At 68.3% G+C, this 22,219-nt stretch carries 19 protein-coding genes and 1 pseudogene; 4 read left to right on the forward strand and 16 right to left on the reverse strand.

The features are described from left to right. Nucleotides 1-17: 17 nt before the first annotated feature. From OV427_RS48675 to sucC, 10 genes and pseudogenes are all read right to left on the reverse strand, one after another. Nucleotides 18-1,919, reverse strand: coding sequence for a chromosome segregation protein SMC (locus OV427_RS48675; RefSeq protein ID WP_267863108.1), 1,902 nt, complete (start codon nucleotides 1,917-1,919; stop codon nucleotides 18-20). A 95-nt stretch (nucleotides 1,920-2,014) separates the two neighbouring features. Continuing rightward, entirely contained in the window at nucleotides 2,015-2,404 is a 390-nt protein-coding gene (rplS, locus tag OV427_RS48680; protein ID WP_163988562.1) for a 50S ribosomal protein L19, read from the reverse strand. A 118-nt stretch (nucleotides 2,405-2,522) separates the two neighbouring features. Next, nucleotides 2,523-3,266, reverse strand: a complete 744-nt coding sequence (trmD, locus tag OV427_RS48685; RefSeq protein ID WP_267863109.1) for a tRNA (guanosine(37)-N1)-methyltransferase TrmD — start codon at nucleotides 3,264-3,266, stop codon at nucleotides 2,523-2,525. A gap of 21 nt (nucleotides 3,267-3,287) precedes the next feature. Next, a pseudogene (rimM, locus tag OV427_RS48690) lies at nucleotides 3,288-3,862 on the reverse strand (ribosome maturation factor RimM). After that, nucleotides 3,859-4,158, reverse strand: coding sequence for a KH domain-containing protein (locus tag OV427_RS48695; RefSeq protein WP_163988569.1), 300 nt, complete (start codon nucleotides 4,156-4,158; stop codon nucleotides 3,859-3,861). Before OV427_RS48695 ends, rimM begins: the two are co-directional and overlap by 4 nt. A 20-nt stretch (nucleotides 4,159-4,178) precedes the next feature. Next, nucleotides 4,179-4,442 (reverse strand): 30S ribosomal protein S16, encoded by a 264-nt coding sequence (gene rpsP / locus OV427_RS48700; RefSeq protein ID WP_163988571.1) that lies wholly within the window; start codon nucleotides 4,440-4,442, stop codon nucleotides 4,179-4,181. A gap of 87 nt (nucleotides 4,443-4,529) precedes the next feature. Beyond that, the gene (gene rlmN / locus OV427_RS48705; protein ID WP_267863111.1) at nucleotides 4,530-5,663 is read right to left on the reverse strand and encodes a 23S rRNA (adenine(2503)-C(2))-methyltransferase RlmN; all 1,134 of its coding nucleotides are present in this window, start codon (nucleotides 5,661-5,663) and stop codon (nucleotides 4,530-4,532) included. A 199-nt stretch (nucleotides 5,664-5,862) separates the two neighbouring features. Next, complete coding sequence (ndk, locus tag OV427_RS48710) at nucleotides 5,863-6,300, reverse strand: nucleoside-diphosphate kinase (protein ID WP_163988575.1); 438 nt, start codon at nucleotides 6,298-6,300, stop codon at nucleotides 5,863-5,865. Nucleotides 6,301-6,344: 44 nt separating this feature from the next. Further along, entirely contained in the window at nucleotides 6,345-7,244 is a 900-nt protein-coding gene (gene sucD, locus OV427_RS48715; protein ID WP_163988577.1) for a succinate--CoA ligase subunit alpha, read from the reverse strand. A 36-nt stretch (nucleotides 7,245-7,280) separates the two neighbouring features. After that, complete coding sequence (gene sucC / locus OV427_RS48720; RefSeq protein WP_267863112.1) at nucleotides 7,281-8,441, reverse strand: ADP-forming succinate--CoA ligase subunit beta; 1,161 nt, start codon at nucleotides 8,439-8,441, stop codon at nucleotides 7,281-7,283. A gap of 330 nt (nucleotides 8,442-8,771) precedes the next feature. Between sucC and OV427_RS48725 the strand changes: the two genes are divergently transcribed. After that, on the forward strand, nucleotides 8,772-9,860 hold the full coding sequence (locus tag OV427_RS48725; protein WP_267863113.1) for a S41 family peptidase: 1,089 nt from the start codon (nucleotides 8,772-8,774) through the stop codon (nucleotides 9,858-9,860). A 226-nt stretch (nucleotides 9,861-10,086) separates the two neighbouring features. Here the strand turns inward: OV427_RS48725 and sdhB are convergent, their stop codons facing one another. The 5 genes from sdhB to OV427_RS48750 all read right to left on the reverse strand — a co-directional run bounded on the left by sdhB (nucleotide 10,087) and on the right by OV427_RS48750 (nucleotide 16,257). Beyond that, a complete protein-coding gene (gene sdhB / locus OV427_RS48730) occupies nucleotides 10,087-10,893 on the reverse strand; it encodes a succinate dehydrogenase iron-sulfur subunit (protein WP_267863114.1) in 807 nt (268 codons plus the stop codon). Nucleotides 10,894-10,974: 81 nt separating this feature from the next. Then, nucleotides 10,975-12,852 carry a succinate dehydrogenase flavoprotein subunit gene (gene sdhA, locus OV427_RS48735; protein ID WP_324290084.1) on the reverse strand — a complete coding sequence of 626 codons (1,878 nt, stop codon included), beginning with the start codon at nucleotides 12,850-12,852 and terminating at the stop codon, nucleotides 10,975-10,977. Nucleotides 12,853-13,073: 221 nt separating this feature from the next. Further along, nucleotides 13,074-14,018, reverse strand: a complete 945-nt coding sequence (gene mdh, locus OV427_RS48740; RefSeq protein ID WP_267863116.1) for a malate dehydrogenase — start codon at nucleotides 14,016-14,018, stop codon at nucleotides 13,074-13,076. Nucleotides 14,019-14,052: 34 nt separating this feature from the next. Beyond that, nucleotides 14,053-15,351, reverse strand: a complete 1,299-nt coding sequence (gene icd / locus OV427_RS48745; RefSeq protein ID WP_267863117.1) for an NADP-dependent isocitrate dehydrogenase — start codon at nucleotides 15,349-15,351, stop codon at nucleotides 14,053-14,055. A gap of 348 nt (nucleotides 15,352-15,699) precedes the next feature. Further along, a complete protein-coding gene (locus OV427_RS48750) occupies nucleotides 15,700-16,257 on the reverse strand; it encodes a sensor histidine kinase (RefSeq protein ID WP_267863118.1) in 558 nt (185 codons plus the stop codon). Between the two features lie 396 nt (nucleotides 16,258-16,653). On the opposite strand from OV427_RS48750, the gene OV427_RS48755 reads away from it, so the two are divergent. Further along, nucleotides 16,654-18,810, forward strand: coding sequence for a hypothetical protein (locus OV427_RS48755; RefSeq protein WP_267863119.1), 2,157 nt, complete (start codon nucleotides 16,654-16,656; stop codon nucleotides 18,808-18,810). Nucleotides 18,811-18,815: 5 nt separating this feature from the next. Beyond that, nucleotides 18,816-19,559 (forward strand): hypothetical protein, encoded by a 744-nt coding sequence (locus tag OV427_RS48760; RefSeq protein WP_267863120.1) that lies wholly within the window; start codon nucleotides 18,816-18,818, stop codon nucleotides 19,557-19,559. A gap of 111 nt (nucleotides 19,560-19,670) precedes the next feature. Here OV427_RS48760 and OV427_RS48765 read toward each other — a convergent pair whose 3' ends face one another. Beyond that, on the reverse strand, nucleotides 19,671-21,296 hold the full coding sequence (locus OV427_RS48765) for a bifunctional 3-(3-hydroxy-phenyl)propionate/3-hydroxycinnamic acid hydroxylase (RefSeq protein WP_267863121.1): 1,626 nt from the start codon (nucleotides 21,294-21,296) through the stop codon (nucleotides 19,671-19,673). Between the two features lie 653 nt (nucleotides 21,297-21,949). On the opposite strand from OV427_RS48765, the gene OV427_RS48770 reads away from it, so the two are divergent. After that, a complete protein-coding gene (locus tag OV427_RS48770) occupies nucleotides 21,950-22,162 on the forward strand; it encodes a hypothetical protein (RefSeq protein WP_267863122.1) in 213 nt (70 codons plus the stop codon). Nucleotides 22,163-22,219 lie beyond the last annotated feature (57 nt).

Below are 22,219 nucleotides of genomic sequence, written 5' to 3' on the forward strand. Positions count from 1 at the left end.
CAACCCGGCGCGTCGGACTACACGTTAACGGTGCCGTCCGACATCTGCGCGAAGCCGGGGTGCCCGGTGACGTGCAGCACCTGCGTCAGCGTGCCCAGGTGCTTGAGCATGCGGGCGATGAGGGGCAGCTTCACCTCCTCCATGCCGGCGAAGACGTCCTCCAGCAGGAAGGGCCGCTTCACCCGGGCGCTCGCCTTCTCCACCACCGTCATCCGGAGCGCCAGGTAGTAGAGGTCCAGGTCCTTCGGCGGCAGCTCGCCCACGGGGATGCGCCTGCCGGAGGCCAGCGCGAAGGCCCGTCCCTCGCGGTCCCACTCGATGCCCTGGTAGCGCCGGTCCGTGAGCGCGGTGAGGTACTGGAGGCAGCGGTCCTTCAGCATCGCCTGCACGGACGACACGTCCGTGGTGAAGATGTCCGAGGCCTGCGAGAGCAGCACGGGGGACGGGTCCTCCAGCGCCTCCACCGGGGCCGGTGCGCCATCGGGACCTGGAGCCGCCGCCGGGCGCGGCGCCCTGGCCAGGGCGATGGACTCCTTCAGCCGCCCGAGCTCCCGCTCCACCTCGCGGATGTCGCGCACGTACGAGCCCTTCTGCGTCAGCTCCGCGTTGAGCGCCTCGAGCTCGTGCTTCAACTCCTGCCGCCGGGTGATGGCCGACACGTATTCCGGGTCCGCCTCCATGGTCGCCAGCTGTTCCTTCAGCTCCACCACGCGCGCGGCCAGCAGCTCCTTGCGCTCCAGCATGGGGGTGATTTCCTCCATCTCCTCCACGCCGAGCGCCTTCTGCGCCATGCGCAGCGGCGCGGCCTCGGCCTCGAACTCGTCGAGAATCTTCTTCTCGCGGGCCTCGAACCGGTTGTCCTTGCTGCCCTTCCGGGAGGCCTTCTGCAGCTCGTCCACGTGGCGCAGTGCCATGAAGGCGGCCACGCCGAAGGCGGGGATGTCCAGCAGGGCGACGTAGCGGAGCGTCTTGTCCACGCCGATGCCCAGCCCCACCCCCAGCGCGAGGAAGAGCACGCCCGCGCCGAGTCCCGCCCAGAAGGTGCGGTTCTCCTTCAGCGGCGCCACGGACGGAGGCACCACGTCCGCCTCCGTGTCCCGGTCCTGGTTGAGGCGGGCCAGGGCCTCGTCCCGCTTCGCCACCACCTTGGGGAAGCGCTGCACGCGGTTGCGGATGTCCTGCGGCAGCCCGAGCGACTCCGGGGTGGGCGCCGCCCGCCATGAGGCCTCGGCCTCGGCGATGGCCACCTTCAGCCCCTCGGTGCCCTTGAGGCGCTGGTCCGTCTGGAAGACCTCCGACGTCAGGCCGTCCACCTTGAACTGGAGCTGATCCACCTCGGTGGAGCCCACCAGCTCCTGCTCCAGCGCGCGCAGCTTCGCCTCGGCGGCGGGGATGTCCTCCGCGGGAGCCACCGTGGACGCCGACGCCAGCGAGGGGTACTTCCCGGACGCCTTGGGGTCCGGCTTCGCCGCGGCGGCGGCCTTGCGCGGGCGCCTCGAGGGGAGCTGCCCCGCCTGCAGGCAGTACACCTGCTCGAAGGTGGTGCGCGGAGGCAGGCCCACCTGGCCCCGGAGGAACTGGCCAATCTCCGACGTATCCGACGTCACCAGCTCCGCCTGCTGCGTGGCCTTGTTCATCCGGTGCAACGTCCCGGAGCCACCCAGCTCGCGCAGCACGCGGTACGTCACGCCGTCCACGCCGACGAAGGTGAGGGCCGCCTTGCCCGTCTTCGCGCCCGGCGTCAGGAAGCTGGCGTCACCGCCGCGCCCGTCGGCGAAGAGCAGCGCGAGCGACAGGCCCGCGAGGGGACTCACCTCGGCCGTGGGCGGCTTGAGGACGAGGTACCCGGCTTTGAGCGCAAAGCGCCCCGCGGGAGAGAAGCCCCGGACATTCTGGACGGCGACCTCGGCGAATTGCATGGCCCGCGCATGTTAGCGCGAATGAAAAAAGGAGCGTCCGGGATCGGACGCTCCTTTTCATGACAGCCCCAGTGCCCTTCCGGGCAGGCAGGCGATCAGGCCTTCGCGGCGGCCTTCTTGGAAGGCGTCGGCGTCGGCTCCTCCTGCACGTCCACGCGGGCGGCCTTGCCCTTGAGGTCGCGGAGGTAGAACAGGCGGCTGCGATTCACATCGCCGCGCGAGAGGACCTCGATGCGCTCGTAGCGGGGGCTGTGCAGCGGGAAGATGCGCTCCACGCCGACGCCGAAGGACATCTTGCGCACGGCGAAGGTGGCGCGGTGGGCACGGCCGCTCAGCCGGATGACGACGCCCTCGAAGGCCTGCACGCGCTCCTTGTCGCCCTCCTTGACCTTCCAGTGGACGCGCACGGAGTCACCAGGACGGAAAGCGGTGACGTCCTGGCGCAGGAACTTGGCCTCGACGTGCTGAATGGCGGCGTTACGCATGACGGACTCCGGAAAATCGGAAACTTACGCGCGGGGCGCGTGAAAGAGCGGCCGTACTACCAGAGAGAGCGGTGTCGGACAAGCCCGCTTTGAGCCAACCCGCTGGGAACGCTCAGGGTTACAGGTCTTCCTCCCGACGAGCCAGCAATTTCTGGTCGGCGGCCGAGAGCTGCAGGCGGGCGAACAGGTCCGGCCGGCGCTCCCGGGTGAGGATCAGCGACTTCCAACGGCGCCAGCGGGCGATGCGCGCATGGTCTCCGGACTGGAGGACGGCGGGCACCTCGGCGCCCCGGAAGACGGGCGGGCGGGTGTACTGGGGGTGCTCCAGCAACCCTTCCTCGAAGCTCTCCGTGACGGACGAGTCGACGTTGCCCAGCACTCCGGGCACCAGCCGCGCCACCGCGTCCACCACCGCCAGGGCCGCCACCTCGCCGCCGGTGAGCACGAAGTCGCCCAGGGACAATTCGCCGTCCAGGTGCGCCATCACCCGCTCGTCCACGCCCTCGTAGCGGCCACACACGAGGATCAGCCCGGCCTCGTGGCGCACCAGTTCGCGCGCCGTGGCCTGGGTGAAGGTGGGTCCGCGGGGGCTCATCAGCAGCGCCTTCGCGCCCGGCTGCCGCGTCCGGGCGGCTTCAATCGCGGCCACCAGCGGGTCCGGCTTCATCACCATGCCGGCCCCGCCACCGTAGGGGGCGTCGTCCGTGACACGGTGCTTGCCCTCGGCGTACTCGCGCACGTCGGTGATGGTGGCGGACAGCAGGCCCTTCTCCTGGGCCTTCCCGAGGATGCTCGCGCCCAGGTAGCTGGACACCATTCCCGGGAACAGCGTGAGGATCTCCACCGGGTACGGCGGACTCATGCCCCGTCCCCGGAGTCCCCGTCAGTCTTGCCCGTGGAGGGCGTGGGGGCCACCGCCGGGAGCTCCTTGCCGGGGCGCCCCACCTCCACGTACTCGGGCGGGCGGATGACGATGCGCTGGGTGGCGAGGTCCACGCTGGGGACGAACTCGTCCGCGAAGGGCACCACCAGCTCCGGACGCTTCGGGGAGCGGATGACGATGTTGGGCACCTCGCCGGTGGACCAGATCTCCTCCACGCGGCCCAGCTCGGCGCCGGACTCGTCCACGGCGATGAGCCCCACCAGGTCTCCCTGGAAGAACTCGCCCTCGGCGGGGGGCTCCAGGTCCTCGCGGTAGACGAACACCTTGGAGCCCACGAGCGCCTCGGCCGCGGTGCGCGACGTCACACCCTCGAGGACGACGATGTTCTCCTTGGGCGTGGGCCGCACTTCCTCCAGCCACAACTCACGCTCCTCGCCGGAGCGGGTGTGCAGCAGGACGCGCTCGACGACGTCGAGCGCCTCCGAGGCCGGGTCGAAGGTGCGGATGGCCACCTCGCCCTGCAGCCCGTGCGCTCGCGCCACGTAGCCGAGCTCGAGGGTGGGCGGAGGCGTCACCGCGAGGTGTCCGGTGTCGCGGGCGGCACGGCCGCGGCGCCAGGCGCGCCAGCCGCGTTGCGCCGGTCATCGAGGATTTCCAGACGGACCTTCTGCCCGGCCTTCTGGGCAGCGGCGTTGAGCAGCGTCCGGAGGGCATTCACGGTGCGCCCGTCACGACCGATGACCTTGCCGACATCCTCGGGGGCGACCTTCAGCTCATAGAGCCGGGCGCCGTCCGCTTCGGACACGCGCAGGCCGACCTGGTCTGGTTGGTCGACCAGGGCCCGCGCGAGATAGGTGAGAAGTTGCTCCACGTATGCTCAGTGCAGCGGGCTCAGACCGCGGGAGCGGCCGGCTTGGCCTTCGCGGCGACCTTGATGAGGTCCGCCACCGTCTCGGAAGGCGTCGCGCCCGTCTTCAGCCAGTAGTTGAGCCGCTCCTCGTTGAACTCCACCTTGGGGGGCTCGAGGTTGGGGTCATACGCGCCCACGGCCTCGATGAACTTGCCATCCCGGGGGTTCCGGGAGTCGGTGGCGACCACGTGGTAGTACGGCTTCTTCTTGGCGCCCGCGCGGGCGAGACGGAGGACGACGGCCATGAGTTGCTCCAACGAACAGGTTACATCTTGGGAAAGGGGGGCGCTCTTACCGCCGCCCCCGCTGGATTGTCAAGGAAGCTCGGGACCTTATGTCGTGCCCTGGGCTGGGGCGGACTCGCCCTGGTTGGCGAGCTGGCCGCAGGCGCCGGCGATGTCCCGACCCCGGTTCCTGCGAATGTAGGCGCCGATGTGCCCATCGGCCAGGATGGCGCGGAACTGCTCGGCCCGCTCCTCGCCGGTGGTGTGGAACCCCAGGCCGGGGTTCTCGTTGTACGGAATCAGGTTCACCTTCACCGGAATGCCCTTGAGCAGCTCGATGAGCCGGTGGGCGTCCTCGTCGGCGTCGTTGAAGCCCTTGATGAGCACGTACTCGAAGGTGATGCGGCGGCCCTGACGCAGGGGGAACTTGCGGCACGCGTCCAGCAGCGCCGCGATGTTCCACTTGCGGTTGACGGGCATCGTCTTGCTGCGCTGCTCGTCGGTGCTGGCGTTGAGGGAGATGGCCAGCTTGACGTCCGTCTCCTGGCCGAAGCGCTCGATCATGGGCACCAGCCCCACCGTGGAGACGGTGATGTGCCGGTGGCTGAAGTTCGGCCCGTCCTGCGACTGGAGGATGGAGAGCGCCGTCTTGAGGTTCTCGAAGTTGTGCAGGGGCTCGCCCATGCCCATGAACACCAGGTTGCTGAGCGGGCGGAGCGTCTCCAGGCCCTCGTTCTTGCGGACCTCGCGATTGACGGCGTGCACCTGGGCCACGATTTCGCCCGGGGTGAGGTTGCGCTTGAGCCCCATGGTGCCCGTCATGCAGAAGCCGCAGGCCATGGCGCAGCCCACCTGGGTGGACACGCACAGCGTCTTGCGGTCCTCGGCGGGCATGTAGACGGACTCGATGAAGCGGCCGTCCCGCGTCTTCCACCGGTACTTGATGGTGCCGTCGGTGCTGCGCAGCTCCGCGTCCATCACCAGCGGGACGATTTCCGCCCGCGCCTTGAGCTTCTCGCGCAGGGCCTTGGACAGGTCCGTCATCTCGTCGAACGAGGTGACGCCGCGCTGGTGCAGCCAGCGGTAGAGCTGGGGGGCGCGGAACGCACGCTCGCCCAGCGTCTCGGTGACGAAGCGGGTGAGCCCCTCGAGCGACAGGCTGGCCACGTCCACCAGCTTCGCGGGCGCGGGCGCCGGAAGCGGCTCGGTGACAGGCAGGGTGTTGGCGGAGGTCTCTGACATCGTCGTTGGGCTGTAAACGGTGGGCCGGAGGGCGTCCCTTCCCACACCTGGGCCCGGCAAGTCAAAGGAGCGCACGCTCTCCTCCTCGCCTGCTGGACGCTTCCAACCCGTCTCCTGGAAGAACAACGGCCCGGGCCCGGGCCTTCGCGGGCGCGGACTCGGGCCGGGAACAGCGGCCCCGACAGGCGGGGCCGGCCGGCTACTTCTGGTACGGGTACGGCTGGATCTCCGTCTCCCGGAAGAAGTACGCGATCTCGTTCTTCGCGTTCTCCAGGCTGTCGGAGCCGTGCACCGTGTTCTTGTCGATGCTGGTGGCGAAGTCCTTGCGGATGGTGCCGGCGGCGGCCTGGGCCGGGTTGGTGGCGCCCATGATGTCGCGGTTGCCCAGGACGGCGTTCTCACCCTCCAGCACCATCAGGACGACCGGGCCGGAGATCATGAACTGCACCAGGTCCTTGAAGAAGGGCCGGGCCTTGTGGACCGCGTAGAAGCCCTCGGCCTCCTTCTGGGAGAGCTGCTGCAGCCGGATGGCGACCGGCTTCAGACCCTTCTCCTCGAAGCGGCTGATGATCTTCCCGATGACGCCCTTCTCCAGACCGTCAGGCTTGATGATGGACAGCGTGCGCTCGATGGCCATGTGACTGGCTCCTTGTGCTCGTTGGGGTGGGTTGGCGCCTGGCTTCAGCGCTTCTTGGGAGCGCCCCGCTTGAGGGCCTCCTGGAGGGTGGTGCCCAGCTCGGCGGGGCTGGCGGCCATCAGGAAGCCGGCGGCCTCCATGGCCTTCATCTTCTCCGTCGCCGTGCCCTTGCCGCCGGAGATGATGGCGCCGGCGTGGCCCATGCGCTTGCCCGGGGGCGCCGACTGGCCGGCGATGAACCCGGCGATGGGCTTGGTGAACTCGCGGGCCACGTACTCCGCGCCCGCCTCCTCGGCGCTGCCGCCGATCTCACCAATCATGATGACCGCGTCCGTCTCCGGGTCCGCGTTGAAGAGCTTCAGCACGTCCACGAAGTCAGTGCCGTTGACCGGGTCACCACCGATGCCCACCGCGGTGGACTGGCCCAGGCCCAGCTGCGTGAGCTGGTGCACGGCCTCGTAGGTGAGCGTGCCGGAGCGGGACACCACGCCGATGCGGCCCGGCTTGTGGATGTGGCCCGGCATGATGCCGATCTTGCACTTCGCGCCCGGCGTAATCACGCCCGGGCAGTTGGGGCCGATGAGGCGCACGCCCGGCTTGCCCTGCAGGTAGCGCTTGGCGCGCACCATGTCGTTGACGGGGATGCCCTCGGTGATGGTGATGATGAGGGAGATGCCCGCGTCAGCGGCCTCCATGATGGAGTCCGCGGCGAAGGGGGGCGGCACGAAGATGACGGAGGTGTTGGCGCCCGCCTGCTTCACGGAATCAGCCACCGTGTTGAACACGGGGACCTTGCCCTCGAAGTCGGTGCCGCCCTTGCCTGGCGTCACACCGGCCACGAGCTTGGTGCCGTACTCCAGCATCTGCTTCGAGTGGAACGAGCCCGCCGAGCCGGTGATGCCCTGGCAGACCACCTTCGTGTTTTCGTTGACGAGGATGCTCATGGCGTTCCTTCTGGAAAGTGTTGGCGGAGGGCCGGACTACTTGATGGCCGCGACGGCCTTTTCAGCCGCCTGCCGAAGGTTGTCCGCCGGGGTGATGGCGAGCCCGGAGTTGCGCAGCAGCTCCTTGCCCTTCTCCACGTTGGTGCCTTCCAGCCGGACCACGAGCGGGACCTGGAGCTTGACCTCCTTCGCCGCGGCGATGATGCCCTCGGCGATGACGTCGCACTTCATGATGCCGCCGAAGATGTTGACGAGCACGGCCTTCACGGCCGGGTCGGCGAGGATGAGCTTGAAGGCCGCGGTGACCTTCTCCTTGCTTGCGCCGCCGCCCACGTCCAGGAAGTTGGCCGGAGCGCCGCCCACCAGCTTGATGGTGTCCATGGTGGCCATGGCCAGACCCGCGCCGTTCACCATGCAGCCGATGTTGCCGTCGAGCGCGATGTAGGCCAGGTCCCACTCCTTGGCCTGCGTCTCGCGGGGCTCCTCCTCGGCGAGGTCGCGGTACTCCAGCAGTTCCTTGTGCCGGTAGAGCGCGTTCTCGTCGAAGTTCACCTTCGCGTCGAGCGCCACCACGCCGCCGTCCTTGAGGATGACGAGCGGGTTGACCTCGACGATGGAGGCGTCCGTCTCCATGAACATCTTGTAGAGCGAGGAGCAGAACTGGACGAACTTGTTCACCGTGGGGCCGGAGAGGCCCAAGCCGAAGGCCAGCTTGCGGCCCTGGAAGTCGGTGAAGCCCACCGCCGGGTCCACCGCCTCGCGGAGGATCTTCTCGGGGTGCTTCTCCGCCACTTCCTCGATCTCCACGCCGCCCTCGCGGGAAGCCATGAAGGTGATGCGGCTGGTGGCGCGGTCCAGCGTCACGCCGAGGTACAGCTCCTGGCCGATGGCGAGGCCTTCCTCGATGTAGACCTTGTGGACCGTCTGGCCTTCCGGCCCGGTCTGGATGGTCTTCAGCTTCATGCCCAGCATCTGCTTGGCGAGGTCCTTCGCCTCGGCGGGGCTCTTGGCGAGCTTCACGCCGCCGCCCTTGCCGCGGCCGCCGGCGTGGATCTGGGCCTTCACGACGACCACGGGCGTGCCGAGGTGCTTGGCAGCGGCCTCCGCCTCGTTGGGCGAAAGCGCGAGGATGCCCTTCGGCGTGGGCACGCCGTACTTCCGGAAGATTTCCTTGCCCTGGTACTCGTGGATCTTCATCGAGGCTCCGATTGGGACGAGGGAGACGGCCTTTAACAAGAGGCGTCAGCGCGGGGCCCTCATTGCGCAGAAACCGACGGATGGCAAGGCCGTTTGCCCCCGGCGGAACCGCGCCGTGTGGCCCCATGCACACGAGATAACCAGGATTGTCCGCCAGGATGAGCCCGGCTTCACGGCCGCGGGGTGTCCAGGGAGGCGCAAGGCAGGGGTGACACGGACGACACCTGCCCTGGAGGGCACGCGGAGGCCGGTATGGAACAGTCCCCCGGACGTTCGGATGGAACGACCGGGCGTTCGTCCCCTGCCCTGTCCCTCCTGGAGTCCTCGCGCATGTCCTTCCGTCCGTGGCGGCTGCTCTGGTTGTACCTCCTCATCGCGCCGACCCTGGCCCTGGCGGACGAGGCGCCGGTGGCGCTGGACGCGAAGGAGCGGACCCGCGTCGTCGAGGCCGTCATCGCCCAGGTCCGGGCGCGCCACTACTCGGCGGAGAAGGCGGCCCTGGCGGAACGGATGCTGCGCTCCCGGCTGAAGCGCGGCGACTACGACGCCATCACCGAGCCCCGGGAGCTGGCCCACGTGCTCACCGAGCACCTGGTGAAGGACGGTCAGGACGCGCACTTCGTCGTCATCTACAGCCCGCGGCCCGTGCCGCGAAACCTGCCCCTGCCGTGGGAGCCCGCGCCGCCCGAGGCGGAGAAGTTCCGCGCCGAGCGCGAGGAGCTCCGGCGGCGGATGGCCCTTCGCGAGGCGTATGGCATCGGCCGCGTGGAGCGGTTGGACGGCAACGTGGGCTACCTGCGCCTGACGAGCTTCCCCGAGCCGAAGTACGCCGGAGAAGCCGCCGCCGCTGCCATGCGGCTCCTGTCCGCCACGGACGCGCTCATCATCGACCTGCGCGGCAATGGCGGCGGAGACAACGAGTTGGTGGCGCTGTACCTGGGCTGGCTGCTGCCGGAGCGCACGCACGTGCTCGACACACTGTGGAAGGGCCGGCCGAAGGAGCAGCTCCACACGCCCGCGTCCCCCGTGGCGGGCCGGTACGGCGACAAGGAGGTCTACATTCTCACGGACGGGGACACGTTCTCCGCGGCGGAGACGCTCGCGTATGACCTCCAGGCGCGCAAGCGGGCGCGGGTGGTGGGCGAGACGACGCATGGAGGCGCCAACCCGGGCGTGGCCCTGCCCGTCGACGACCACTTCGTCGTGGGCGTGCCCATGGGACAGACAGTGCATGCCCTGACGAAGACGAACTGGGAGGGCGTGGGCGTGAAGCCCGACCTGCCGGTGCCAGCGGCGGACGCGCTGCGCACCGCGCATGTGGCCGCGCTCACCGCGCTGGCGAAACGCGCGGACGACCCGGCGCAGGCGGAGGAAATCAGTGAGGCGTTGGGAGCGCTAGGCTCCGCCACGAAGCCGTAGGTGCCTTCCTGTCCCGAGGGCACGCGGCTTCGCTCCACCGAGTGCGAACACGACAGCGCCCCAGCCGCCCCTTCATTCCGGCCCGGCGCGCCTTCTTCCCCCGCACCGCTCGTCACCAGGCTTCAGAGGGCATCCACTCCAGAAACGGCGGCGGCCCCGCCCGGCGTCCTGGGGACGCCAGCACGGGGCCGCTTCGCTACGAGAAGAACGGAAGGTGGCGGGCGGACTACCCCGGACCGCTGTGGCTCTTCTGCTCCTCTTCCTGGAAGAAGATGTCCTTGATCATCAGCTTCGTCACCTCGCGGTTCATCATCGCGATGGACGTCGTGAGGGGAATCTCCTTCGGGCAGACCTTCACGCAGTTCTGCGCCTTGCCACAGTCCTGGATGCCACCCGGGCCCATCAGGGACCGGACGCGCTCCTCGGACTGCATCTTGCCCGTCGGGTTCATGTTGAACAGGCGGGCCTGGCTGATGGCCGCGGCACCGACGAAGTCGTTGCCCTGCGTCACCTGGGGGCACGCCTCCAGGCAGCTGCCACAGGTGATGCACGTGGACAGCACGTACATGACCGACTGGTCCTTCGGCGACTGGCGCGGGCCCGGCCCCAGGTTGTGGGTGCCGTCGACCGGAATCCAGCCCTTCACCCGCTTGAGCGCGTCGAACATGCGCTCGCGGTCCACGGTGAGGTCGCGGACCACGGGGAACTTGCTCATCGGCTCGAGCGTGATCGGCTGCTCCAACTTGTCGATGAGCGCCGAGCAGGCCATGCGCACCCGGCCGTTGATGTTCATCGCGCAGCTGCCGCAGACCTCCTCGAGGCACGCGGCGTCCCAGATCACCGGGGCAACCTTCTTGCCCTCCACGGTGACGGGGTTGCGCTGGATCTCCATCAGGCACGAGATGACGTTGGCGCCCTTGGTGTACGGGACCTTGAACTCGTCGAAGTGACCCGGCTTGTTCGGGTCATCCTGCCGCCAGATGCGGAAGGTGACGGTCCTGGTGGTGACGGCGGTTGCCTGTGCAGTGTCCATGTCGCTCGACCCTTCACTTCCCAATCAGTTGCGGCGACCCGCCCTGCTGGCGCGGGCCCACCAGAAGATGAGTACCCCTGCTCAGGCGTACCAGCGGGGCTCGGGATCCAGGACCGGCGTGGGAATCTCCTCGTAGGAGATCTGCGGGCCCTGCTCGCTGTGCTTCGCGATGGTCGTCTTCGCCCACTTCTCGTGACGCTTCTGCCACAGCGCCATCCACTCGGGGTCCTTGGTCGGATCCTTCACCTTCGGCTCCGGCAGCGAGAACTCGGGCTTGTAGTGCGCGCCGCGGCTCTCGTCGCGCAGCAGCGCGCTGGTGGCGATGACCTCGCCCAGCTCCAGCATGTTCCACAGCTGGTTGGTGTACGACAGCGCGCGGTTGGCCACGTTGCCCGTGTCCAGCACGTTGACGTTGTTCCAGCGCGACTTGAGCTCGCGGATCTTCTCCACCGTCTTCTTCAGCCGGTCGTTGTACCGGACGACGGTGCAGTTCTCCGTCATGATGTCGCCCAGCTCGCGCGCCAGCCCGTACGGGTTCTCCGCGCCGTTCATCTTCTTGATGGTGGCGAACCGGTCCTCCCAGTAGCTCTTCGCGCTCTGGAAGTACTTCTCCGGCATGGCCGCCGCGCTGGTGGCGTTGCTCTTCGCGAAGGCCGCCATCGCCGGGCCGCCGATCATGCCCGAGTAGATGCAGGACAGCAGCGAGTTGGCGCCCAGGCGGTTCGCGCCGTGGAACGCGTAGTCCGCCTCACCCGTGGCGTACAGGCCGGGGATGTTGGTGGACTGGTTGACGGGGCTGCCCTCGGCGGGCGTCTGGGTGCGCGGGTCCGCCTCGAACTTCACGTAGAGGCCGCCCATGGAGTAGTGCATGCCCGGGAAGATGACCATCGGCGTGACGCGCGGGTCGTCTCCCACGAACTTCTCGTAGATCTCCATGACGCCCTTGATCTTGGCGTCCAGCGTCTTGGCCGGGATGTGCGTGACGTCCAGGTACACGCCGTCCTTGCCGCCGATGCCCATGCCCATGTCGCGGCAGACCATGAAGATCTCGCGCGTGGCCACGTCGCGGGGCACCAGGTTCTTGTACTTGGGGTACTTCTCTTCCAGGAAGTAGAAGCGCTCGCTCTCCGGGATGTCCCGGGGGTTGCGCGTGTCGCCCTTCTTCTTCGGCACCCAGACGCGGCCGCCCTCACCACGGACGGACTCGCTCATCAGGCGCAGCTTGTCCTCACCCGGGATGGAGGTGGGGTGCACCTGGATGAACTCGCCGTTGGCGTAGATGGCGCCCTCCATGAAGGCGCGGCCGGCGGCGGTGCCGGTGTTGATGATGGAGTTGGTGGAGCGCCCGACGACGATGCCCGGACCACCGGTGGCGAGGCACACGGCCTCCGCCGGGAAGGTGCGGATCTCCATGGTCCGCAGGTCCACCGCGACGCTGCCGATGACGCGCCCGCCCTCGTCCTTCACCGTGCCGAGCCACTCCCAGTACTCGTACTTGGTGACCTTGCCCTCGGACTCGTAGCGGCGCACCTGCTCGTCCAGCGCGTAGAGCAGCTGCTGGCCGGTGGTGGCGCCCGCGAAGGCGGTGCGGTGGTGGAGCGTGCCGCCGAAGCGGCGGAAGTCCAGCAGACCTTCGGGGGTGCGGTTGAACGTCACGCCCATGCGGTCCAGCAGGTAGATGATGCCCGGGGCCGCGTGGCACATGCCCTTCACGGACGTCTGCTCCGCGAGGAAGTCGCCGCCGCGCAGCGTGTCCTTCACGTGGATGTCCGGGTGGTCGCCCTCTCCCTTGGTGTTCACCGCGCCGTTGATGCCACCCTGGGCGCACACCGAGTGGGAACGTTTGACCGGGACGAGCGAGAGCACATCCACCTGGTGACCCGCCTCCGCGAGCTTGATCGTCGTCATCAGCCCGGCGAGACCGCCGCCCACCACCGTGAACCGCGCTGCTGCTGCCATCATCGTCTCCTTGACTGCCGGGTGCCCGACGCTGCCGTCGTGAGCCGACTCGCCATGTGGCGCGCCAGGGCCCGGACATCCCGTGCGAGAGCTACAGGCTAGATAACTTGATGAAACTCCGCCGCAATGAAGGCGCCGGCCAGGATAAGGCCGCGTCATCCACGGCATCAGGCACAGGGCCCGCCGGAGACTCCCGGCGGGCCGCAGGTGCCCGGAACGGACTACAGCTTGACCGAGTCCACCGTCTTCTTCACCGACTGGAAGGACTTCTCCAGCGCGGCCTTCTCCTCACCGTCGAGCTCCACGGTGATGACCTTCTCCACGCCGCCCGCGCCGATCTGCACCGGGGCGCCGAAGAAGTAGCCGCTGATGCCGTACTGGCCCTCCAGCAGGGCCGCGGCCGGCAGCACGCGCTTGCGGTCGAAGAGGTAGCTCTCCGCCATGGCGATGGAGGACGCGGCGGGAGCGAAGTAGGCGCTGCCCGTCTTGTACAGGGCCACCAGCTCCGCGCCGCCCTCGCGGGTGCGCTTGATGATGGCGTCCAGCTTGTCCTTGGCGATCAGCTGCGTCAGGGGCACGCCGCCCACGGTGCTGTGGCGAACCAGGGGCACCATGTCGTCACCGTGGCCGCCGAGCACCAGCGCCTCCACGTCACGGATGGAGCAGCCCAGCTCCTCGGCCACGAAGCACTTGAAGCGGCTGGTGTCCAGCACGCCCGCCATGCCCGCCACCATGTGCTTGGGCAACTCGGCGATCTTGTGGAGCGCGAACACCATCGCGTCCAGCGGGTTGGCCACGTTGATGACGAAGGCGTTGGGGGCGTGCTGCTTGATGTTGGCCGCCACGTCCTTCATGATCTTCAGGTTGATGTCGAGCAGGTCCTCGCGGGACATGCCCGGCTTCCGCGGCACGCCGGCGGTGATGATGATGACGTCCGAGCCGGCGACGTCCTTCCAGTCCGTGGTGCCGGTGACGCGGCAGGAATAGCCGTCCACCGCGGACAGCTGGTTGATGTCCAGCGCCTTGCCCTTGACCATGCCCTCGGCGGCCGGGATGTCGTAGAGCATCACGTCGCCGAGCTGCTTCTGCACGGCGAGCAGCGCCAGGTTGCCACCAATCTGGCCGCCGCCGATGAGGCCGATCTTCTTCTTGCGATTCTGAGCCATGGATTCGTCCTCTCTCAGGTCCCCGGAAGGGGGACTACATGTTCTTGATGATGGCCTGACCGAACTCCGAGCACTTCACCTCGGTGACCGTGCCCTGGCCCTCCTGCTTCATCAGGCGGGCGAAGTCGTAGGTCACCGTCTTGTTGGCGATGGCGCGGTCCATGCCCTTGATCATCAGGTCCGCGGCCTCGTGCCAGCCCAGGTGCCGGAACATCATCTCGCCGGAGAGGATGACCGAGCCCGGGTTCACCTTGTCCTGGTCCGCGTACTTCGGCGCGGTGCCGTGCGTGGCCTCGAACACCGCGTGGCCCGTGACGTAGTTGATGTTGCCGCCCGGGGCGATGCCGATACCGCCCACCTGGGCCGCGAGCGCGTCCGACAGGTAGTCGCCGTTGAGGTTCAACGTGGCGATGACGTCGAACTCGTCCGGACGCGTGAGCACCTGCTGCAGGGTGATGTCCGCGATGGAGTCCTTGATGATGACCTTGCCGGCGGCCACGGCGGCCTTCTGCTCGGCGTTGGCGGCGTCCTCACCCTTGGCCGCCTTCGTCACTTCCCACTGGTCCCAGGTGTAGACCTTGTCACCGAACTCGCGGGCGGCCAGCTCGTAGCCCCACTTGCGGAAGGCGCCCTCGGTGAACTTCATGATGTTGCCCTTGTGGACCAGCGTCACGCTCTTGCGCTTGTGGTCCACCGCGTACTGGATGGCGGCGCGGATGAGGCGGTCGCTGCCCTCCTTGGAGACGGGCTTCAGGCCCACGCCCACGTTGGTGGGGAAGCGGATCTTCCCGAACTCCTTCGGGAACTCCTGCTTGAGCAGGGCAAGGAACTTCTCGGCGGCGGGCGTGCCGGCCTCGAACTCGATGCCCGTGTAGATGTCCTCCGTGTTCTCACGGAAGATGACCATGTCCACCTTGTCCGGCGTCTTCACCGGGCTGGGGACGCCCTTGAAGTAGCGCACGGGGCGCAGGCAGACGTACAGGTCCAGCATCTGGCGCAGCGCCACGTTCAGCGAGCGGATGCCACCGCCCACCGGCGTCGTCAGCGGGCCCTTGATGCCGACGAGGTACGTGCGGAACGCCTCGACAGTCTCATCCGGCAGCCAGTTGTTGACCTGCTTGAAGGACTTCTCGCCGGCGAGGACCTCGTACCAGGCAATCTTCTTCTGGCCCTTGTAGGCCTTCTCGACGGCGGCATCGAAGACTGCTTGGGACGCGCGCCAGATGTCGCGGCCTGTACCATCGCCCTCGATGTAGGGGATGATCGGGTTGTTTGGCACGGACAGCTTGCCGTTCTGCAGGGAGATCTTCTCTCCGGAAGACGGGGGCGCCATGGGCGTACTCCTGGAAGGTGTGGCCGTGTAAGAAGAGGCGCGGGATAGTCGAAAACCCGCCCCCTCCCGTCAAGGAGTTTGGCCGACCGCCCAGGTTGCAGGACTTATCGGAGCCAGCGGCGCGGCGCGGACGTCCGCCATGCGCGTGCCAGGGTGCAGGCCCTATACGGCAGTGAACGGAGGCGCGATGCGGTGCGAGGACCAGCTCCAGGCGCGGCAGTCCTTCCAGCGTGCCGCTGCCACGCGCAGCAGCCGTGGGTGCGGCGGGAATGGAGGACCGGCGCGAGCGCAGCAGTCCTCCAGCCCTTCACTTCCACCCCCGCGGAATCACCGCGGCGGGCCCCGCGACTACCAGCTCGACATGCCGGGCGCGGGCAGCTCCACCGTCACGGTGATGCCGGCGCCACGGGCCACTTCCAGCGTGCCGCCCACGGATTCCACCAGCTCGCGAGCGCGGGCCAGCCGGCGGTGCAGCGGCCCCACCAGCATGGGCGACAGGAAGACGGCCTGCGCCTCACGCTCCGAGAGTGAAGCCCCGGGCGCGACCACCTGGAAGCGCGGGCCCACGTCCCCGAAGTCGTCCGGAGCGTCCACCGCCAGCCGGACACCCTGCCCGTTCGCCGCGTCCGCGGCGTGGGCCAACAGGAGCAGCATCACCTGCTGCATGCGCCGGCTGCTGACGCGCGCGGGGACGGCGTCCTCCGGCAGCTCCAGCGCGACTTCCACTCCATGGAGGCGGCGCGTGGCGGTCAACAACTCCACCGCGCCGCGAGCCATCTCCGCCACGTCCACCTGGGGACGATCAGGGGAATCCACCAGTGCGAGCGCGGGGCCGCGCCCCGTTGCGCCCTGCTGGGACTGCTCTCCCGACTGCGCCCCACCCGTCGTGCTCACTGCAGCACTCATCCCTCACCTCTCCCGCTGGCCGACTGGAGCTACTCTAACGAGGGGGTCTGACGATCTCCATTTCACTACGAGAAAGTACGCACAGCGTGCCCGACTTGTGACATTACAGTTGCGCGACAACATCGCCGTGATGTTGTTCACTCCCGCGCATCGCAATTCTTCGTACTCTGACAAAGCACCTGTCATCCCCGACCCCAGGCCCTACATTCCCGCCAGCCAGAAAACAGCGTGGCTGGATAAATTCGGTTTGACTGTTCCTTCTGAATCCGTATGATGCGGACCTATAGCGATTCGCCGCCCACCGCAGAACCGCTGGAGCAGGGAGGGACTGTTGTGCTTGCAACTTCGACATCCGCATCAGGCGTTCCTCAGCACCGGAGAAGGGGGCTCCTGCCTATGGAAGGGGGAAATCCGCACTCCAACCTCACCAAGCGGACGTTGGAGTTCGTCAGCCGTGATGCGCTCTTCAATGTGATTCCGCTGCCGCCGGCCGAGGCCGCCCTGGATGACTCGGGCTACTCGCTGCATGGCACGGGCGCCGACGCCATCACCTGCTCGCTGGGGACGCCGGACGTCTCCATCGGTGAGGTGACGCGGCTGTCCCCCACGGTGGTGTGGGTGATGCCGCACGGCCCGGTGGACATGTCGGAGTCGCGGACGCTGCCGGTGTACCTGTCGGGCTGCGGTGTGACGCTCGGCCCCATCCGCGGTGCGTTCATCCGCACGGACGCGGAGACGCCGAACGCGCCGGTGGGCCTGCAGCTGGTGGGCGTGACGCTGGAGCAGGGTCGGCAGATCCTCTCCCTGCTGGCGGACGCGCTGAAGCGCGGCGTGGCGGAGCCGGCCGCGTCGGTGCTGCCGGTGCAGGACACCATCGAGCAGGCCGAGCGCGTGCGCTCCATCCTGGTCGCCACCTGCGCTTCCGGTAACAAGGCCGTGCTGCGCCGCATGGGCCGTACGGTGCGCATGGTGCTCGAGCGGTTCAACCCCTCCACGTCGCAGCTGGAGTGGCGGACCGAGGAGCCGGTGGCCGAGTGGGGCGAGGCGCCCTTCGACATCGACGTCATCGGCTACAACAGCGCCTATCGGATGAAGCTGGACGTGGGCACGGCCGAGGGTGACCGGCTCCTCACCCCGCTGCCCGAGAAGCTCTTCCGCATCCGTCACCGGTGGCACCGCCGCGTTCAGGCCCCCGAAGGCGTCAGCGTGCGTTTCCACCACCCGCTGTGGCGGGAGCTGGGCGAGCTGTCTCGCGAAGTGGTGGACCTGTCCTTCTCCGGCATGTGCGTGCGCTGCCGCCCGGAGGACCTCGTGTTCCCGGGCCTGCTGCCGCCCATGCTCGAGCTGCACACCGACAACGGGCAGGTCATCACCCTGCGCGGGGAAATCCGCTACGTCAGCAGCGTGCGCGCGGACGGCACGGTGCTGTGCGGCCTGAGCGTGCTGCCCTACTCCTCCGACGAGGCGCGCTGGGTGCGCTTCGTGTCGCAGGCGGCCTCCCCCAACACCCGCACCAGTGAGAACCTGGAGGACGGGCTGTGGGACCTCTTCACCCGCTCCGGCTTCTTCAGCCTGGCGGGCAAGTCCGCCGAGGAGTTCGAGGAGCTGCGCCTGGCCTTCCGCAACATGGCGAAGAAGGCCGCCGAGATTCCGCAGCTGTTCTGCCAGGCGGTGTGGCCGTCCGAGCGCGGGCTGGAGGCGACGCTGTCCTTCATGAAGCCTTACCGCCACGCGTGGATGGGGCACCAGGTCGCCAAGCGCCCCGGCAAGCCGCCCTCCAACGTGACGGAGCCGGGGCAGATCATGCGCGACCTGTACCTGCGCACCTTCGAGCACCCGCAGAGCGACCCGGACTTCAAGTGGGTGGTGGCCTACGTGGAGGCCCTCAACCCGTGGATTGCCAAGGCGCACGTGCGCTACGCCGAGCGGCAGATGGAGACGGGCGCCGGCCTGGCCTTCACCCGCAAGGTGCACATGCTGGACGTCTACAGCCATGAGCTGACGGGCCGCACCTTCGACGGACTCTCGGTGGGCTCCGCCACGCAGAACGAGCTGACCCTGCTGTCGGACACCATCGCCCGCACGCGCCCCGCCTGCTACGCCGAGGCGCTCGACTTCACGCGCGACCGCATCGACATGCGTCCGGTCCAGGCCCGCTGGAAGGAGTTCGGCCTGGAGCGTGAGCGCGAGGTCCTGGTCGCGCGCCGTGGGGGTGTTCCGGTGGCCGCCGTCGTCGTGGAGATGGGCCAGCTGGGCACCAACCTCTACAGCCTGTTGGACATGGCCCGCCTGTTCCCTCTGACCGAGGCGGGGCCGTCCGCTTATGTCGCGCTGGTTGATGCCGCCCGTCGCTGGTACGCCGCGCGCCGTCGCACTTCGTTCCACTACATCTGTGAGGACGAAGGGGGGGAGTACGTGCAGGAGGCCGGCATCCACGCGGGGCCTGATCCGTACATGTGGATCATCTCCTCGAAGCTGATTCCGGACTTCCTCGAGCACATCAGTGAACTGACCATCGGGCGCCGGAGCGCTCACACCACTCGCCAAGGGTAATTGAAATGAGCAAGAAACTCGTGGAGGAGCTGTACGTCCCGCACGTCAAGGAGGCGCGTGAGCGTCTCAAGACGAACCCGGCGCTGAAGGCCCTGCTGGATCCGAACGTGAATCCGGCGCTGGTGGAAGGCTTCCTCATCCAGCTCAACTCCCTGGGCGTGTACATGACGGAGCCCGTGGACGGGTGGATCCGCCGCGCGGGTGAGGCGACGGTGAAGATGGGCCTGGTCGAGGTCGGCGAGAAGCTGACCACCCACGCCAAGCACGAGGAAGGTCATCACCTGATGATGATCGAGGACACCAAGTCCCTCGTGGCCCGGTGGAACAAGCACCGCACGCCCAAGCTGGACGCGGAGGCCCTGATTGCCCAGGCCCCCACCCAGGCGATGAAGGACTACCGCGCCATCCACGAGGAGACCATCGTCGGTCCGATGCCGGCCTCGCAGGTCGCCATCGAGTATGAGATCGAGAACCTGTCCGTGGTCTTCGCTCCCGGCCTGATGGATCAGGCGAAGCGCGTTCTCGGCGAGGACATCATGGAGGCGATGTCCTTCGTGAAGGAGCACGCGGAGATCGACGTGGGCCACACCGCGCTCAACGAGTACATGCTGGGCAAGCTTCTGGGCCAGGTGCCCGAGGCGGCCCCCATCGTCGGCCGCACCGGCGCGCGCGCGCTGGATATCTACCTGAACTTCATGGCCGACTGCGTGGAGCGCGCCGAGCAGCTCCTGAAGTCCGCCGCGGCCTGAGCTCCCACAGGTCCTGAAAGTCTCGCGGGCGTCACGGGCACGAGTGTGTCCGCGACGCCCGTGGCTTTTTCCGGCCCCCTGCCCTTCCAGCGAGGCTGGATGCGCACCGGTTCAACTTGCGCGCCGGACCTCGCCGTGCCCCTGGCGCGCCAGCGGGCGGATGCGTCCGCGCAGCGAGCCCTGCAGGTGCCCCTGCCCACCGCCACCCGCCGTGCCGTAGACGTAGCGGTCCGGGCGGAGCACCACGACGTCCGCCGAGTGCTGCGCGAACCAGGCACCGAGCCGGCCTTCCACGTCCACCACCCCTTCCGCCCGGATGGAACCGGTGCGCTCCGCCGCGGACACCGGCAGCCAGCGCGCGCCCAGTTCCTCCGCCAGCGTCCGGGCCTCGCGCTGCGCTTCCAGTGAAGCCCCGGGTCGCGTCAGCACCGCGAAGCCCTCGCCGAGGACGTCGTCCAGCAGGGCGGAACTTCCGTCCGGCAGCGCCACGCGAGGCTGCGGAAAGTAGGTGCCCTCCGGGGCGTCCTTCTTCGCGCGGCGTGCGTGGACGAGGAAGCCCTGCTCCAGCGGCATCATCGGCTTGACCTTGTACTGGCGGATGAAGTCACCGGTGACGGGCAGACGGTAGAGCAACTGGATGAGGGCGTTGCGCGCCCGGGCCAGCACCTGCCCGCCCGTCATCATCACCCGGCCCATGGCGTCCGAGCTGCGGATGACCTCCGCCACGTGCGCGCGCCGCTCCTGCTCGTACGTGTCCAGCAGCGACGCATCCGCCGCGCCCCCGAGCACCAGTCCCAGCTTCCACGCCAGGTTCGCCGCGTCCCGAAAGCCCGCGCACAGCCCCTGCCCCAGGAAGGGCGGCATCAGGTGCGCGGCGTCTCCGAGGAGGAACGCCCGGCCCACCCGCCACTTCTCCGCGAGACGGCTGTGGTACGAGTACACATTGACGGAACGGACCTTCACCGTCGCCGGGTCCAGGTAGGGCGCGATGAGGCTCCGGACGAACTCGGGCCGGCGCGCCGCCTCCAGGTCCTCGTCCGGCGCGAGGATGATGTCGAAGCGCATCTCGTCGCGCGCCGTACGGGTGATGAAGCCGCGGCGCCTGGGGCCGCAGAGGTACGCCGTGAACTCCGGGTCCGGCGTGGTGGTGGCCACGGTGATGGCGAGCGAGTGCTCCAGCGCCGTCGTCCCCTCGAGCTTCAGGCCCAGACGCCGACGGATGGCGCTGTGCGCGCCGTCGCAGGCCAGCAGGTAGCGGGCGTGCACCGTCACTGCGTGCTCGCTCGCGCACTCCTTCACCCGCGCCGTCACGCCCTCGTCGTCCTGCACGAAGGACTCGACCTCGTGGCCCTGCCAGAGGCTCACGTGGGGGAAGCGGTCCATGCCCCTGCGCAGCGCCGCCTCCAGACGAGGCTGCTGGAAGAACGCGCCCACGAAGTGGCCGAAGGGCTGGTCCACCTTCGTGAAGTCCACCTCCGCCAGCGTGCGCAGCTCGTCGTCCAGGTACTTCAGGAGCCGGCACGGGAAGAAGCCCGGCCCCAGCTCGTCCACGAGGCCCACCGACTGGAAGATGCGCTGCGCCTCGTCATCCACGCTGATGGCGCGGGACTGGCCGTGGGGCGCCGGCTCCCGCTCGATGACGAGGGTGCGCACCCCGTGCTGACCCAGCAGGTTCGCCGCCATCGCTCCAACAGGCCCACACCCGACAATGATGACATCAACAGACTCTGGAGCCATGTCCGCCTCCGGTTGCGCGACGTGTGAGCTGATCTGCCTTTGAGCCGATTCCCCCCTTGACCTGGGAGATAAAGATATCAAGACAACCTGACAACCCCTCCGGTCCGATTCTGACTCCCGTCGACTGCTGAGCTGATCGACACCGGACGGCCTGAACCCATCCCTTTCCCCGCATCACCTGTTTTCCCCTCGGAAACCGGCCCCACTCCCCGCTGCCTGGTGGCCCACCGCTCCGAGCGGCCCGCGCTCCGGAGCGACCCCACCGCATCCTGTGCCCTCATCAACTCCTTCATCTATTTGAACGCACGAGCGGAAATACCTTGCATGTCTGAGTTTCGCCTTCCCGGAATCGCTGCCGGATGGCAACGGCATGTCTCAAGGCCAGGCGTGTGAGGGTGTCCAGCCAGACACGGGCACCCCTGCAACCCGGCGTCTGCCATTCCTTGGAGGCTTCAAGATTGCGCCCGGACGGAACGACGCGGTGCAATGCGGGCTGAGTCCTCGCCTGCCCGGCAGCCAACATGGCGGAATCGTGACGCGAGGGGGCCTGTCCGGAACCCGGCAGTGACGCCCCACTCCAACGCGCGGCGTCGTGATTTCCAGGGCTTATGGGGGTTGTATGCAGGCTCCGAAGTTCCTCAAGGAGCAGACAGATGGAATGGCTCGAGTTCCCCCGTTGGTCCCCCGAAGTGGAGCGGCAGCTGGCGATGCAGGCCGCCCGGTTGGGCGCGGCCATGAGCCGGGGAGGCCTCACGGCCCGTCGGCCCGGCATCAGCGCCACCGTGGCGGCGGCGTACCGGCTGAACGCGATGCTGCGGGCGTACCCGCGCACCAACCCCTGGGGCCACCCCGCCTCCGAGTGCTGAGCGCCTCGCGCCCCTGAAGCCCGACCCGTCCTCCTTCGACGGCGCCAGGGCCCTGTA

Origin of the sequence: Pyxidicoccus sp. MSG2 (assembly GCF_026626705.1) — a bacterium.
Classification (GTDB): Bacteria; Myxococcota; Myxococcia; order Myxococcales; family Myxococcaceae; genus Myxococcus.